This window comes from Amycolatopsis sp. lyj-90, from assembly GCF_046549035.1.
In the GTDB taxonomy this organism is placed as follows: Bacteria; Actinomycetota; Actinomycetes; order Mycobacteriales; family Pseudonocardiaceae; genus Amycolatopsis.
Genome location: NZ_JAJPWP010000017.1, coordinates 1 through 14,412 on the forward strand (window position 1 = coordinate 1; position 14,412 = coordinate 14,412).

At 66.1% G+C, this 14,412-nt stretch carries 14 protein-coding genes; 10 read left to right on the forward strand and 4 right to left on the reverse strand.

Going from position 1 to position 14,412, the window contains the following annotated elements:
- Positions 1-168: 168 nt before the first annotated feature.
- Positions 169-615: an Lrp/AsnC family transcriptional regulator gene (locus tag ACLJPX_RS42555; protein WP_410605843.1), complete on the reverse strand. Its 447-nt coding sequence runs from the start codon at positions 613-615 to the stop codon at positions 169-171.
- Between the two features lie 107 nt (positions 616-722).
- Here ACLJPX_RS42555 and ACLJPX_RS42560 point away from each other — a divergent pair, with 107 nt between their 5' ends.
- The 5 genes from ACLJPX_RS42560 (at position 723) to ACLJPX_RS42580 (ending at position 6,884) form a co-directional block, all read left to right on the forward strand.
- A complete protein-coding gene (locus tag ACLJPX_RS42560; protein WP_410605844.1) occupies positions 723-1,175 on the forward strand; it encodes a rhodanese-like domain-containing protein in 453 nt (150 codons plus the stop codon).
- 85 nt (positions 1,176-1,260) lie between these two features.
- Positions 1,261-2,016, forward strand: coding sequence for a type 1 glutamine amidotransferase (locus tag ACLJPX_RS42565; protein WP_410605845.1), 756 nt, complete (start codon positions 1,261-1,263; stop codon positions 2,014-2,016).
- A gap of 93 nt (positions 2,017-2,109) precedes the next feature.
- Positions 2,110-3,240, forward strand: coding sequence for an inorganic phosphate transporter (locus ACLJPX_RS42570; protein WP_101612617.1), 1,131 nt, complete (start codon positions 2,110-2,112; stop codon positions 3,238-3,240).
- Positions 3,241-3,348: 108 nt separating this feature from the next.
- Entirely contained in the window at positions 3,349-6,330 is a 2,982-nt protein-coding gene (locus ACLJPX_RS42575; RefSeq protein ID WP_410605846.1) for a bifunctional [glutamine synthetase] adenylyltransferase/[glutamine synthetase]-adenylyl-L-tyrosine phosphorylase, read from the forward strand.
- Between the two features lie 119 nt (positions 6,331-6,449).
- Complete coding sequence (locus tag ACLJPX_RS42580; RefSeq protein WP_044856402.1) at positions 6,450-6,884, forward strand: acyl-CoA thioesterase; 435 nt, start codon at positions 6,450-6,452, stop codon at positions 6,882-6,884.
- A gap of 88 nt (positions 6,885-6,972) precedes the next feature.
- Here ACLJPX_RS42580 and glnA read toward each other — a convergent pair whose 3' ends face one another.
- On the reverse strand, positions 6,973-8,397 hold the full coding sequence (gene glnA / locus ACLJPX_RS42585) for a type I glutamate--ammonia ligase (RefSeq protein ID WP_076168933.1): 1,425 nt from the start codon (positions 8,395-8,397) through the stop codon (positions 6,973-6,975).
- Positions 8,398-8,569: 172 nt separating this feature from the next.
- Between glnA and ACLJPX_RS42590 the strand changes: the two genes are divergently transcribed.
- The gene (locus tag ACLJPX_RS42590) at positions 8,570-9,055 is read left to right on the forward strand and encodes an RDD family protein (protein WP_174720516.1); all 486 of its coding nucleotides are present in this window, start codon (positions 8,570-8,572) and stop codon (positions 9,053-9,055) included.
- Between the two features lie 52 nt (positions 9,056-9,107).
- On the opposite strand, the gene ACLJPX_RS42595 is transcribed toward ACLJPX_RS42590, so the two are convergent.
- Together ACLJPX_RS42595 and ACLJPX_RS42600 are read right to left on the reverse strand one after the other, a co-directional pair.
- Positions 9,108-9,755 (reverse strand): hypothetical protein, encoded by a 648-nt coding sequence (locus tag ACLJPX_RS42595; protein ID WP_410605847.1) that lies wholly within the window; start codon positions 9,753-9,755, stop codon positions 9,108-9,110.
- A gap of 411 nt (positions 9,756-10,166) precedes the next feature.
- On the reverse strand, positions 10,167-10,895 hold the full coding sequence (locus ACLJPX_RS42600; RefSeq protein ID WP_076168932.1) for a DUF4191 domain-containing protein: 729 nt from the start codon (positions 10,893-10,895) through the stop codon (positions 10,167-10,169).
- A 63-nt stretch (positions 10,896-10,958) separates the two neighbouring features.
- On the opposite strand from ACLJPX_RS42600, the gene ACLJPX_RS42605 reads away from it, so the two are divergent.
- The 4 genes from ACLJPX_RS42605 (at position 10,959) to ACLJPX_RS42620 (ending at position 14,333) form a co-directional block, all read left to right on the forward strand.
- The gene (locus ACLJPX_RS42605; protein WP_410605848.1) at positions 10,959-13,046 is read left to right on the forward strand and encodes an ATP-dependent DNA helicase UvrD2; all 2,088 of its coding nucleotides are present in this window, start codon (positions 10,959-10,961) and stop codon (positions 13,044-13,046) included.
- A 216-nt stretch (positions 13,047-13,262) separates the two neighbouring features.
- Entirely contained in the window at positions 13,263-13,529 is a 267-nt protein-coding gene (locus ACLJPX_RS42610) for a hypothetical protein (RefSeq protein WP_410605849.1), read from the forward strand.
- 166 nt (positions 13,530-13,695) lie between these two features.
- Entirely contained in the window at positions 13,696-14,079 is a 384-nt protein-coding gene (locus ACLJPX_RS42615) for a WhiB family transcriptional regulator (RefSeq protein ID WP_101612623.1), read from the forward strand.
- A complete protein-coding gene (locus ACLJPX_RS42620; protein WP_101612624.1) occupies positions 14,076-14,333 on the forward strand; it encodes a hypothetical protein in 258 nt (85 codons plus the stop codon). The genes ACLJPX_RS42615 and ACLJPX_RS42620 overlap by 4 nt, the downstream gene beginning before the upstream one ends.
- The last annotated feature ends 79 nt before the right edge of the window (positions 14,334-14,412 follow it).

Here is a 14,412-nt window from a genome sequence, read left to right on the forward strand (position 1 = left end):
GTACTGCAACCGAAGGGTTGTGGGAGAGTAGGACACCGCCGGACTAACATTAAAGAAGGTCTGGGACCTGGTCGAGAACCCCCGAGGTTCTCCCAGGTCCCAGACCTTTTCTCATACCCAGACCCACCAGGTGATAGCAAAGGTCCCTTGCTATCACCGCGGCGTCGCTCAGCCGGTCCGCCGGCCGACCGTACGACGGCGGACCGGTGACGAGAAGACCAGCGAAGTCGTCGTCTCCCCATAGCGCTGCATCCGCTCTACGAGCTCCTCCAACTCCGCGGTGTCCTGACAGGCGACCCGCACCAGCCAGCACTCGTCTCCCGTGACGTGATCGGCGTCGAGCACCTGGGGCAGCGCGAGGACGACTTCACGGAAGCGAGCGGTGTCGAGACTCCGCACCTTCGCCCGAACGATCGCCTCGATCGGCAGCCCGAGCTTCGTCAGGTCCACGCTCGCCGAGTAGCCGGTGATGATCCCCTTCTCCTCGAGCCGCCGGACCCGCTCGGTCACCGCGGGTGAGGACAGCGACACTCGTCGACCGAGCTCCGAGAAGGTCAGCCGTCCGTCGGACTGGAGCAGTTCGAGCAACTGCCAGTCGAGATCATCGAGGTTCACAGAACTCCAGGTCGATCTTCATGCCTGCCAGGAATCTCCAGGCTAACCGGCGGCGACACCTGGATTCTCCGATGTTCTGGATGAGCACTGCTCAGCAAGATTGAGGCATGACGACCGAACCCCGCGTACTGACGTTTCCGGCTCTGGACAGCGCGACCGCGGCCGCGCACCTTCGTGCCGAACTCGCCCTCGACGTGGACCCCGACGACCTGATCCGCGATCTCACCGCCGGCATTCAGCACGGATACGTGGTCGTCGAGACCCGGGCACCCGAAGCCTTCGAGTCGGCTCGCATCCCCGGTGCGATCAACCTCCCGTATCGGGATATGACGCCCGAGTCGGTCAGCCACCTCGACAGAGGTCTCGTCTACGTCTGCTACTGCGAGAGCATCCACTGCAACGCCGCGACCAAGGGAGCCCTGAAGCTCGCGGAGTTCGGCTTCAAGGTCAAACGCCTGTCCGGCGGCATCACCGCCTGGCAGGCGGCCGGCTATCCCGTCGACCGGGACACTCCCGCACTCTCACTCACTTCCGCGCCCACCCCACGCTGCGCCTGCTGACCAGAAGAGCAGGGGACCTTTGCTATCGCCGCCCCCGAGCGATAGCAAAGGTCCCCCGCTCTTCCGGCGGTCGTAGGCTGGGGTGGTGACCGCTCCCAAGTTGCTCGTCATCCAGCCAGACGAATCAGATCCGATCGGCCCCCTCGGCGACTGGCTCACCGAGGCGGGAGCCGAGCTCGACATCCGGTTGCTGCCCGATCAGAGTCTTCCCGCCGATCTCGACGGGTACGCGGGCGTCGTCTGCCTTGGCGGAGGGATGGGCGCCAACGATGACGCCGCTCATCCGTGGCTCGCGGACGTCCGGAAGCTTCTTTCGAAAGCCGCGAGCGCTCGCATCCCGACGCTCGCGATCTGCCTTGGCGGTCAGCTCCTGGCCGTGGCTCTGGGCGGCATCGTCGCCACAGGTGATCAAGGCCCCGAGGTCGGCCCAGGACTTGTGTCCAAGAAGGACGCTGCCTGGACGGACCCGCTCTTCGCGGACCTGCCACTCATGCAGGACGTCCTGCAGTTCCACAACGACGCGATCACCCGACTGCCCGCCGGCGCTGAGCTTCTCGCTTCCTCGCCACGGTATGCCTACCAGGCCTTCCGATTCGACCGTTGTGCCTACGGTGTCCAGTTCCATATCGAGACAACACCGGACATCGTCCTCGACTGGGCGCGGCAGTCGCCGGAAATGGCGGAACTCACCCGGCCGGACGCACTGACCCCGGAAAATCTCGCCCGGGTGCATGCTGACATCACCGAAACCTGGCGACCGTTCGCGCATCGCTTCGTCCGACTGGTGTCCGGTGACCTCGCTCCGGCTGCGGAACGTCAACGTACATTGCCGATGGCTTAACGACTTATGTCTCAACTGTGTATGGGTTGTTAACGCTCTTGCCTTGCTGTCAGGTACCTTGCGAAGGGAGTTTCGAAGGGTTCGGAGGTCGGGGTGGAGCCCTCAGTATTGGTCGTGCTCGTCGTCGTCACGGCCCTAATTTTCGATTTCACAAACGGGTTCCATGACACGGCCAACTCGATGGCGACGTCGATCGCCACCGGGGCACTGCGTCCCAAGGTCGCGGTGACGATCTCCGCTGTCTTGAACCTGGTCGGCGCCTTCCTGTCGGTCGAAGTGGCCAAGACCATCTCGAATGGACTGGTCGACGACACCAAGATCGGACCTGCGATCGTGTTCGGCGGCCTGGTCGGGGCGATCGTGTGGAACCTGGTCACATGGTTCGTGGGACTGCCGTCCAGTTCGTCCCACGCGCTGTTCGGCGGTCTGATCGGCGCCACGTGGGTGTCTGCCGGTACGGACTCCGTCCATTTCGGAAAGATCGTCGAGAAGGTTCTGATCCCGGCGGCGCTGTCGCCGGTCCTGGCAGGCCTCGTCGCGATGATCGTGACGTACTTCGTCTACCGGATCTTCGTCCGCCGCGGCCGCACTGCGGGCTTCCGCGTCGGCCAGATCATCTCGGCTTCGCTCGTCTCGCTCGCTCATGGCACGAACGACGCGCAGAAGACCATGGGTGTCATCACCCTCACGATGATCACCGCCGGAACCCTTCCCGCGGGAGCCGGGCCGCCGCTCTGGGTGATCGTCAGTGCGGCGCTCGCGTTGGCGCTCGGTACGTACCTCGGCGGCTGGCGGATCACCTTCACACTGGGCAAGGGTTTGACGGACATCGATGGTCCGCAGGGCTTCGCCGCGCAGACCAGCTCGGCGGCGGTCATCCTCGCGTCGACGAGCTTCGGCTTTCCGCTCTCGACGACTCACGTCTGTTCCGGTGGCATTGTCGGTTCGGGTGTGGGCAGGAACGAATCACCGGTCCGCTGGCGCACTGCCGGCCGCATGGTGATCGCGTGGCTGTTCACGCTTCCGGCGGCCGCCATCGTCGGCGCCGCGGCCGGTCTCGTGACCTCGACAGGCACCGTGGGCACCATCTCCGTCGGCGTCGTGGGCCTGGCGATCGGTATCGGGATCTACCTGCTTTCGCGGCGGAGCCCCGTCAACGCCGGCAGCTTCACCACTCCCGCTCCGACCGTTCCAGACCAGGAAGTCGGCAGGATCGCCGCCTAGCGGAGCAGGGGACCTTTGGTATCGCCGCCGCTCGGCGACACCAAAGGTCCCCTGCTCTCTTGCGCGTCCGTCTGGTCACGGGCGAAAGGGCGACTACGGTGGAAGCCGATGGTTGAGCGCGCCAGGCCGACCGCTTCCGTGGCGAGATACGGCTTCACCGACCCCCGTGCCGACGGGCAGCTGCGTGCTGCCGGTTGGTGGACCGAATCCGGCCCGGACGGCTCTGCCGCGGACGTGCTGTCAGCACTGTCCCGCTCAGCGGACCCTGATCTGGCCCTCAGTGGGCTCGACCGAATCAGGGAGGCCGACCCCGCAGTCTGGACTGAGATCGACCAGGCGCTTCGCACTAACCGCACCTTCCGAGGCCGCTTGCTCGGGGTTTTGGGCACGTCGAGTGCGCTCGCGGACTTCCTGGTCGCGAACACCGACAGCTGGAAGACCCTCGAAGGCGATAAGAGTACTGAGCCTGATCAGTATGTGAGCCGTCTTCTTGACCATTTGCGGTCGGACGGAGAGCTGCTCACCGGGCTCGAGTCAGAGCAGGCTCTTCGCGTCGGGTACCGCGAACTGCTCCTCGGAATCGCGGCTGCCGACCTCGGTCATCTCGTCGAACCCGGCCTCCACCAACCGCCCTACGCCGAGATCGGGGCTCAGCTCACCACGCTGGCCGAGGCCGCACTCACGGTGGGGCTTCTGGTCGCGGAATCAGAGGTGGGAGCCGGTGTCGAAGGTCGGCTGGCCGTGATCGCGATGGGCAAATGCGGCGGTCGAGAGCTGAATTATGTGAGCGATGTGGACGTCATCTTCGTGGGTGACGGAGATCTTTCGGTCTCGACGCGACTGGCCAGCACGATGATGCGCGTGGTCGGCAAGGCCTGCTTCGAGGTCGATGCTGCGTTGCGTCCAGAGGGTAAGGCGGGCGCCTTGGTCCGCACCCTCGAGGGCCACGCCGCCTACTACCAGAAATGGGCCAAGACCTGGGAGTTCCAGGCTTTGCTCAAAGCGCGGCCGGTCGCAGGCGACGCCGAGCTCGGGCGTCAGTACGCGGAGATGGTCGCACCGAAGGTGTGGGCTGCGGCCGATCGGGAGAACTTCGTCCCCGAGGTACAGAAGATGCGGCGCCGCGTCGAAGGCCATGTGCCGTCCGCGTACGCCGAGCGGGAGCTGAAGCTGGGACGTGGCGGTCTTCGCGATGTCGAGTTCGCGGTGCAGTTGCTGCAACTGGTCCACGGCCGAATCGATGCCGAGCTGCGTTCACCGTCCACGATGGACGCACTCGCCGCGCTTGGGGAAGGCGGGTACGTCGGCCGCACGGACGCCGCGGAGCTCGGATCGTCGTACGAGTTCCTCCGGACAATCGAGCATCGGCTCCAGCTTCGCCGACTACGGCGTACGCACCTGTTTCCCGCCGCTTCGGACGCCAGCGAATTGCGAACGATCGCGAGAGCGAGCGGGGTACGGCCCGCTCGTGGCAGGAGCGAAGGGGACGTGCTGCTGGCGGAGTTCCGCCGCCACCTGCAGAGCATCCGCCGTCTTCACGAGAAGCTCTTCTACCGGCCTCTGCTGCAGTCCGTCGCGAACGTGCCGACCGAAGCGCTGCGGTTGACGACGAAACAGGCGGAAAGCCGACTCGCCGCGCTCGGGTACGCCGCGCCGGATGGGGCGCTGCAGCACATCAAGGCGCTGACCGCGGGAATGTCGCGCCGGGCGGCTATCCAACAGGCTTTGCTGCCGGTCTTGCTGGACCTTCTCGCCGACACCCCGGACCCCGACCGTGGACTTCTGTCCTACCGGAAAGTCTCGGAGGCGCTCGAACAAACGCCTTGGTACCTCAGGGTTCTTCGTGACGAGGGTGCTGTTGTCGAGCGGCTTGCCTTCCTCCTGGGCACGTCACGATTGGTGCCCGATCTGCTGGCGAGAGCGCCGGAAGTCCTGCAGTTGCTCGGTGATCCCGCGCGGCTGGCCGGTCGCACTCCGGCCGAAGTGGCCACTTCGCTGAGAGCCGCGGTTCGTCGGCAGCCAGGGTTGAACGCCGCGGTCGCTGCCGCGAGATCGCTCCGGCGGCACGAGATGCTGCGGATCGCGTCCGCGGACCTGCTGGGTTTGCTTGACGTTCCCGCCGTTTGCGAGGCGTTGTCGAGCGTGTGGGTCGCCGTGTTGCAGGGTGCGTTGGCCGCGGCCTTTCGTCAGCGGCAGGCAGAGCTCGGCCAGACACCGGCGAAGATCGCTGTCATCGGTATGGGACGTCTGGGAGGGGCGGAACTCGGTTATGGCTCCGACGCGGACGTTCTCTTCGTCTGCGAGCCGACCGAGGGAGTGTCGGATTCCGAAGCGGCGAAGTTCGCTTCCTCTGTCGCCGAGACGGTGCGCAAGATTCTCGGCGCGCCCAGCCCTGACCCGGCATTGGTCGTCGACGCCGATCTTCGTCCCGAGGGGCGGAGCGGTCCGTTGGTGCGAACCCTCGAGTCCTATCGCAGCTACTACGGACGGTGGGCGGAGGTCTGGGAATCGCAGGCGCTGCTTCGGGCCCGGTTCATCGCCGGTGATGACGACCTCGGCGCACGGTTCATCGAGATGATCGACCCCATTCGCTATCCGCAGGCCGGCCTCGACGCGGTCCGAGTACGGGAGATCCGGAGGATCAAGGCGCGGGTGGAGACGGAGCGGATGCCCAAGGGCGCCGACCCGACACGGCATACGAAACTCGGGCGCGGAGGGCTCGCCGACGTGGAGTGGACCGTGCAGCTCATGCAACTGCGGCATGGGCACCAAGTTGCGGGCCTTCGGACCACGTCGACGATCGAAGCGCTGAAGGCGGCGGTGGAGGCAGGGCTCGCCGAGCCCGCCGAGATCGAATCCCTGACCGAGGCTTGGCTGCTGGCGACGAGAGTCCGGAACGCCGGGATGCTGGTCAGAGGTAAAGCCGTCGACGAGATCCCCAGCTCTGGTCGAGATCTCGCCGCGGTCGCGCGGGTGCTCGGCTACTCCGCGGACGACGATCCCGGCGAGTTTCTGGACGCCTACCGGCGGACGACGCGGCGCGCCCATGCGGTCGTGGAAACCCTCTTTTACCAGGACCGACCGCTCTGACCTGCGGGAAGTGAGCAAGGGACCTTTGCTCTCACCTCAGCCGCGCGTGGCTGGTGTTAGCAAAGGTCCCTTGCTCACACTTGCCGACGCGGACGGAGAGCGGCACTTACAGTGGACCGGTGACTGTGCGCGAACCATTTCGCACCCGGATCAAGGTGCGGCACTACGAGCTGGACACACTCGGCCATCTCAACCACGCCGTCTACCACTCTTACGGCGAGGTTTCCAGACTCGAGCTGATGGAGCTCGCCGGTGGCCTCAACGCGGGCATGCGAGACGCGAATCTCGCCTTTGTGCTGCTTGAGTCCCACATCGTGTTCCGGCGCGAGCTCCGGGCCGGTGACGTCGTCGACGTGACCTGTGATGCCAAGTTCGGTACCGGCAAGACCTTCCACATGGACTCGAACATCTACAAGGTCGACGGCACCCTCTCCGCGGAAATCACGTGCACCCTGGGACTGATGGATCTCGAACGACGCAAGCTGGTGGATGATCCACGCGGCCGTATCGAGCGAGCGGGCGTCGATCTGAAGGTTCTCTCCACGTCGGAGTAGCCGCTCTGCCGGACCAAAAGAAACGCCGGTGGTGAGGGCGTTTCCGCACCTCACCACCGGCGTGCTCTTGGTGTTGCTACCGCACGACTTACACGTCGTAGTACAGCGAGAACTCGTACGGGTGCGGGCGCAGCCGCAGCGGGTCGATCTCGTTCTCACGCTTGTAGGAGATCCACGTGTCGATCACGTCGGGGGTGAACACGCCACCCTCGAGCAGGTAGTCGTGGTCGGCCTCGAGCGTGTCGAGAACCGCGCCGAGGTCGCCAGGAACGAGCTTGACGTTCTGGGCCTCCTCCGGCGGGAGCTCGTAGAGGTCCTTGTCGATGGGCTCCGGCGGCTCGATCTTGTTCTTGATGCCGTCGAGACCGGCCATCATCATCGCCGAGAACGCCAGGTACGGGTTGCCGGACGAGTCCGGGCACCGGAACTCGGCGCGCTTGGCCTTCGGGTTGTTGCCCGTGATGGGGATACGTACACAAGCCGACCGGTTCCGCTGCGAGTACACCAGGCTGACCGGCGCCTCGAAGCCCGGCACGAGCCGGTGGTACGAGTTGACGGTCGGGTTGGTGAACGCCAGCAGGCTCGGCGCGTGCTTGAGCAGACCGCCGATGTAGTGGCGCGCGGTGTCGGACAGCCCCGCGTAACCCGACTCGTCGTGGAACAGCGGCGTGCCGTCCTTCCACAGCGACTGGTGGCAGTGCATACCCGAGCCGTTGTCACCGGCGAGCGGCTTCGGCATGAACGTCGCGGTCTTGCCGGCGGCGAACACGGTGTTCTTCACGATGTACTTGAACAGCTGCAGGTCGTCCGCAGCGTGCAGCAGCGTGTTGTACTTGTAGTTGATCTCGGTCTGACCGGCGGTGCCCACCTCGTGGTGCGCGCGCTCGATCTCGAAACCGGAACCCTGCAGCTTGCTGACGATCTCGTCGCGCAGGTCGGCGAAGTGGTCGACCGGCGGGACGGGGAAGTAGCCGCCCTTGAACTTCGTCTTGTAACCCTGGTTGCCGCCCGGCACGTCGGCACCGGTGTTCCACCAGCCCTCGACGGAGTCGATCTCGTGGAACGAGGCGTGCTCGGCGGAGTCGAACCGGATCGAGTCGAAGATGTAGAACTCGGCCTCCGGGCCGAAGAACACGTTGTCCGCGACGCCGTACTCGGAGATGTACTGCTCGGCCTTGCGCGCGATGTTGCGCGGGTCGCGGCTGTACGCCTCGCGGGTGAACGGGTCGTGCACGAAGAAGTTCAGCGAAAGCGTCTTCGCCTTGCGGAACGGGTCGATACGCGCGGTTTCGGGGTCCGGGAGGAGCAGCATGTCGGATTCGTGGATCGACTGGAACCCACGCACCGAGGAGCCGTCGAAGGCCAGGCCTTCTTCATAGGCTTCTTCGTTGAACGCCTTCGCCGGAACGGTGAAGTGCTGCATAACGCCGGGCAGGTCGCAGAACCTGACGTCGACGACCTCTACGTTCTCGTCGGCGATAAGGCGCTGAATGTCGTCTGGAGTAGTGGGCACCCTCGGTGACTCCTTCTCGTTCGTTGCCGGCGGCAGTACTCTCTTCGGCTCACGCTAAGAGCGCGGTGTTGCCCGACCGTCACCCGTATGTTTCGCCGGTGTTAACGGGGCGGCGATATCGGGTAGTCGACCAGGGCGAATGTGGTCCGCGCCACCGGCATACCCTGGATGGGTGGCGAGATGGACCGGAGAATGGCTACCCGGAGCCGGGGACGAAACGACGGCCGGTGGCGAGGGTACGCAGCGGTGGCGGGGCGAGCGACTCGGCTTGCCCCAATCGGGTGTCGGCTCGGTGGCGGGCGGTGGGGCACGCCTCCTCGGGCTGATCATCGACTTGGTGCTCGCCTCACTGGTCACCACTCTCTTCGTGACCCCCAGCCTCCAGGATCCGGCCGTCATGCAGACGTTCAACCTCTGGTCGGTGGGCGTCTGGGCGGCGATCACGGTCATTCCCGCGACCTTCTTCGGCTTCACCCCCGGTATGGCGGTGGTCGGAATCCGCGTCGCCAGGCTCGACGGCGCGCAAATGGTCGGAGTGTGGCGCGCCGTCGTGCGGGCCGCGCTGACCTTCCTGATCATTCCGGCAGCGCTCCGCAACATCGACGGCCGGAGCTGGCTCGACCGGCTGACCGGAACCGTCGTGATCCGCATGCGGTGATCTAGGAAGGGAGCAAGGGACCTTTGCTCTCTTCGTGGAACACCGGCTGTGGTCAGGCAGCCGGTACCGCAGGAGTGCTGCTGAGTTCCGGAGGTGGTCGTTGCCGAGCACGGCGGTGAGCTGCCCGCAGATCCTGGATCACCACCAGCGGCTGGTCCCGTAGCCGCGCTGGACTTACCTGGACGACGATGAGTCCGGCGGCGACCAGGGTAGGTATCTCGGGTGCCTTGTCCGGTTCGAGAGAGACCTCGTCGTAGCGGATTTGCATGGCGACGCCGGCCTTCGGCCACCAGACTTCGGCGACACCGACGACCTCCCCGTTCGGAGTCCGTAGCTCGGCCTTCCGCGTCGGCTTGGGCAAGCCACTGCGCTCGAGCACGGTTTCCAGCCATTGCTCGACGGCGGAGTCGACTCCGTCCTGGAGCGCGCCGACGACGATTCGGGGGAGCGCCGAGCCGATCGTGCTGGCCTGCGCCAGCTCATCTCGAAGTTCCTCGGGAGTGCAGAGCCCGCGCTGGACCGCGTCGTGGATCATCGCCCGCACGGACTGGAGTTCGTCCATACGGCGAGCCGCGTCGATCAGGACCCGGGCGAGCGGAGCTACCGGAAGCCCGTCGATCTCTACTGGTTCCGGCAGGTGGATCGTTCGTTCGACAATGGCGTATCCCCAGGTGGCGACCTTGCTCCGGTGGGGGATCAAGGTGTGGGCCCGTCTTTCCGGCGGAAGTCTTCGGACTCCGTACAACCGGGCTGCCTGGACTCCGGTGAGCATCGCGTCCGGACCCGCGTGAGTCAGCGCGATCTTCAGAAGTTGATGCCTGGTCGGAGTGGTGTTGGTAAGGAGGATGACGCCCGGAATCGGGCGTCGCCACGGGCCGTCTTCGCGACAACGGCGCGAAATCCAAGTGTGGGAGTGGCCCAAGGCGACAAGTTTCGCCCGGGCGGCCACGCCGTCCGGGAACATCGCTGCCAGCGCCTTCTGCAAAGCGCCCGAGGTTCCGTCCACACAGTGATCATGCGACCACCCACCGACAGTTTTCGTCCGGAGACGAATCAGGGGTCCTTTGCTACCGCCGCGGGCGGTAGCAAAGGACCCCTGATTCTCGTTTGGTCAGCGGCGGCGGATCGTGCGCTGGACGTTGCGCATCTTCGCGCCGGCGGGCATCGGGCCCTTCGGCATCGCGGCGCCGCGGCTGCCGAGGGCGGCCAGCTTCGCTTCCAGCGCGTCGACCTGGGCGGGCTTGAGGTTGCGGGGGAGCTTCATGAGGTAGCCCTGCAGCTTCTTCAGCGGCACCTGCTGCTCTTCGTTCCCGATGATCACGTTGTAGATCGGGGTCTCACCGATCAAGCGGGACACGCGCTTCTTCTCCTGCGCGAGCAGGGACTTCACGCGGTGCGGCGCGCCTTCGGCGACGAGTACGACACCCGGGCCACCGAGCACTCGGTGCACGGCGTCGAGCTGAGTCGTGGCCGCCACGGTCGGCGTCACCTTCCAGCGACCTCGCATGTTCTCGAGTGCCCAGGCCGCGGCACCCGGCTGCCCATCGGCCTTCGAGTACACGGTCTTCTGGACCCGCCTGCCGAAGATGATCACAGCGGCGAGCGCGCCGAGCAGAATGCCCAGCGGCAGCACGACCCAGTGGACGTCGAAGATGAACCCGATACCGAACACGACACCGGTGATGACCAGGAGCGATCCGGCCATCCAGGGGATGAGCGCCTTGTCTTCCTTGCGCTGCATCTTGAAGGCCTCGAAGATCTGCCCGCGGCGAGCCTTGCTCGCGGCGCGCTTCTCCTTCTTGGCCAGCTTCGCTGCTTCCTTGTCCTGCTTTCCCGCCATGTGACCAGGATACGGCCGCGTGCCCTGCGTCGATCCCGTCGGGCCCTCTGCGAGGATCGGGGCGTGGTTAGCGCATCGTCCCCGAAGAGTCGTCCAGGCCTGCTCGATGGGCTCGATCCCGAGCAACGCGCCGCCGCCTGCGCGCCGAGGGGGCCGGTCTGTGTGCTCGCCGGAGCGGGAACCGGCAAGACGCGGACGATCACGCATCGCATCGCCCATCTGGTCCGCTCTGGACACGTCGCCGCTGGTCAGGTCCTCGCAGTCACCTTCACGACCCGCGCCGCGGGTGAGATGCGCGCGCGCCTTCGGGGCTTGGGTGTCGACGCCGCGCAGGCGCTCACTTTTCACGCCGCCGCTCGCCGCCAGCTCCGGTACTTCTGGCCGCAGGTCGTCGGGGACCGGCCCTGGGAGCTGCTCGAGAACAAGTTCCGCTACATCAGCCAAGCCGCCAACAAGGCCGGTCTCGGCACCGAGACGGAGCTCCTGCGCGACCTCGCCAGTGAGATCGAGTGGAGCAAGGCCTCTTTGGTATCGCCGGACGACTACCCGGCCGTCGCCGCGCGTACGCAGCGGGATACCCCAGCTCCCTCGTCGCAGGTCGCGGAGGTCTACCGCAACTACGAGAAGGTCAAGAACGCCGCGCAGGTCCTCGATTTCGACGATCTGCTCCTGCACACCACGGCCGTTCTCGAGGAGCACACGGTGGTGGCCCAGGAGTTCCGCGAGCGCTACCGCTGCTTCGTCGTCGACGAGTACCAGGACGTCACTCCACTGCAGCAACGGCTGCTCGACGCGTGGCTCGGCGGCCGCGACGACCTGACCGTGGTCGGCGACGCCAACCAGACCATCTATTCGTTCGGCGGCGCCTCGCCCCGGCCGCTGCTGGAGTTCACGCGACGGTTCCCCGAAGCGACGGTCGTGAGGCTCGAGCGGGACTACCGCTCGACTCCGGAGGTCGTGGCTCTCGCCAATCAGGTGATCGGTGCCGCCCGCGGCCGTCCCGCGGGGTCGAGGCTGAAACTTATCGGCCAGCGACCCTCGGGGCCTGTCCCGCGTTTCGCCGAGTACGACGACGAGACCGCCGAGGCGGCCGCAGTCGCACGCAGGATCCGTGACCTGCTCGACGGCGGAGTGGCGGCCAGCGAGATCGCGGTGCTCTACCGAGTCAACGCCCAGTCAGAGGCCTATGAACAGGCGCTGGCGGAGGTGGGCATCCCGTACCTGGTCCGCGGCGGCGAGCGCTTCTTCGCCAGGGCCGAGGTACGGCAGGCGATGTCGGCATTGCGGATGGCGTCGACCGACGCCGACACCGGCGAGCTCGTGACCAGGGTTCGCTCCGTGCTCGCGAAGGTGGGCCTCACCGACCAGCCTCCGGCCGGAGGCGCTGCGAAGGAGCGGTGGGACGCGCTTTTGTCGATCGTCGAGCTGGCGGAGGAGCTGGCTTCCACCGTCGAGGACGCCGATCTGCCCCGATTCGTGGCGGAACTCGAACAGCGGGCGAACGCACAGCATCCGCCGACGGTGGAGGGCATCACCCTGGCCTCGCTTCACGCGGCGAAAGGCCTCGAGTGGGACGCCGTGTTCCTCGTCGGGCTTGCCGAGGGGACCATGCCGATCCTTCATGCCGACGGAGACGACGCGGCCATCGAGGAAGAGCGCCGTCTTTTCTACGTCGGCGTCACTCGAGCACGAGAGCACCTCTCGCTGTCGTGGGCCTTGGCCAGGACAGCGGGGAACCGCCGCAATCGGCGACGCAGCCGATTCCTCTACGGCCTGATCCCCGAAGACCACCCGGCGGCGAGGGTCGCCCGATCCCAGCAGCCGAAGCAGGCCGGCACCAAGGCGCGGTGCCGGGTGTGCGGTGGGCCGCTCTTGGAGACCCTGGACATCAAGCTGGGCCGCTGCTCCCGTTGCCCGTCCAACGTGGACGAGCAACTGCTCGAAAAGCTGAGGTCCTGGCGAGGAGAACGCTCCCGCGAGCTCAAGGTGCCGGCCTTCGTCGTCTTCACGGACGCGACCCTGGTCGCCATCGCCGAGCAGCGTCCGACCGATGACACAGCGTTGTGTGCGATCTCCGGGATCGGCGCGACGAAGCTCGAACGCTTCGGAGCGGAAGTTCTCGACGTCGTACGGGCCTCGGTGGAGTCTTGACCGCGTCGCGGGCTTGATCCGCGCGGCGAACCCGCTGCTCAGAGCCGATCTTCGTAACTTCGACGGTTTTTCTGGAAAATAAGTTGCCCCGGTATGGTCGGGGGCAATAACCTGCTGGTACCGGGTGCGAAGCACCCGGCATGGGGAAGAACTTCTACAACACAGCGTAGACCGCAGGGCGGTTCGCGCGCGACAGAGAAAGGTGGTGCCGGTGCTATGACGATCAAGATGACGCTCACGAAACCCGGCACCCGTCTGTCCTGCGTCGCGGAAGTCCCGCAGGCTCAGCGCCAGGGCACCTTCATGCCCGTGAGCATCCTCGCCGCCCGCGGCACCCAGCGTCTCGATCTGAGCAGGATCGCCGCTGACGAGACCTTCGCGCACGCTGCCGCCTTCGGTGGGGCGTACGTGAACGGTGGCGTCGATCTGCCGGTCATCAAGCAGTTCCGTGTTCCGTTGTCCATACGGGAGCGAAGTTCCTGACCTAGTCAGGACTAGAGGCTCACGAAGGCCGCGGAACCGGTTACCGGATCCGCGGCCTTCGTGTTTTTGCTGCACAAACAAGTTGGCTGCACAACCTAATTGGGGTTCAGCGTTGTCCAGTTCCACCGTCAGTAAGAAATCCGTCACGGAACAGAGGAGTGCACTTATGTCATCGGCCATAGCTTTCGCGCCGGGGGAGGCTCTGCCCTTCGCCGACGCAGGCGTCGTCGACCTGCTCGACGCCATCGACTCGCCCGAGTCGATGCTTCCCTGCCGTTCGGGCGACGCGGACCTGTGGTTCGCCGAGTCGCCGGCAGAACTCGAGCGCGCGAAGGCGTCCTGCGCGGACTGCCCGGTCCGTTCCGCCTGCCTCGCGGGTGCCCTTTCGCGGCGTGAGCCGTGGGGTGTCTGGGGTGGCGAGATCTTCGAGCGCGGCGTTGTCGTCGCGCGGAAGCGGCCCCGTGGCCGTCCCCGCAAGAACCCGGTCGTCGAGCCCGCCGCCGAGGCGCGTCCCGTTGCGCACAAGGTCGAGCGGAGCGCTGCGGCATGACCGTCGAACCCATCACCACCAGGGATTACGAGGCGCGAACGGGTAACCGGACTCTCGCGCCGGCCAAGTTGAACGAGATCAAGGTCGAGGAGACCAGCGAAATGTTGCTTTATGAAGAACTGTCCAGAGCCCGAATACGAGACCTCGAAGAGGGAGTCCGCGCGCAGCGGGCTCGAAGTGGTGCGCGCGCCGTGCGCAGGTGGACCAAGGTCGCCCGCTGGGCGAACCGGCGAGTCGAGCGTCTGCAGGCCTGATCCTTGGGGGAGCGGGGGACCTTTGCTATCGCGCGGCGAGAGCAAAGGTCCCCCGCTCCCCCTTTGGGGCACGGTGCGG

Excerpts from the sequence above, each read along its gene's own strand:
- ACLJPX_RS42615 (WP_101612623.1), top strand. The coding sequence starts at position 13,696 with ATGTCATCGGCCATAGCTTTCGCGCCGGGGGAGGCTCTGCCCTTCGCC.
- ACLJPX_RS42560 (WP_410605844.1), top strand. The coding sequence starts at position 723 with ATGACGACCGAACCCCGCGTACTGACGTTTCCGGCTCTGGACAGCGCG.
- ACLJPX_RS42620 (WP_101612624.1), top strand. The coding sequence starts at position 14,076 with ATGACCGTCGAACCCATCACCACCAGGGATTACGAGGCGCGAACGGGT.
- ACLJPX_RS42575 (WP_410605846.1), top strand. The coding sequence starts at position 3,349 with ATGGTTGAGCGCGCCAGGCCGACCGCTTCCGTGGCGAGATACGGCTTC.
- ACLJPX_RS42610 (WP_410605849.1), top strand. The coding sequence starts at position 13,263 with ATGACGATCAAGATGACGCTCACGAAACCCGGCACCCGTCTGTCCTGC.
- ACLJPX_RS42600 (WP_076168932.1), bottom strand. The coding sequence starts at position 10,895 with ATGGCGGGAAAGCAGGACAAGGAAGCAGCGAAGCTGGCCAAGAAGGAG.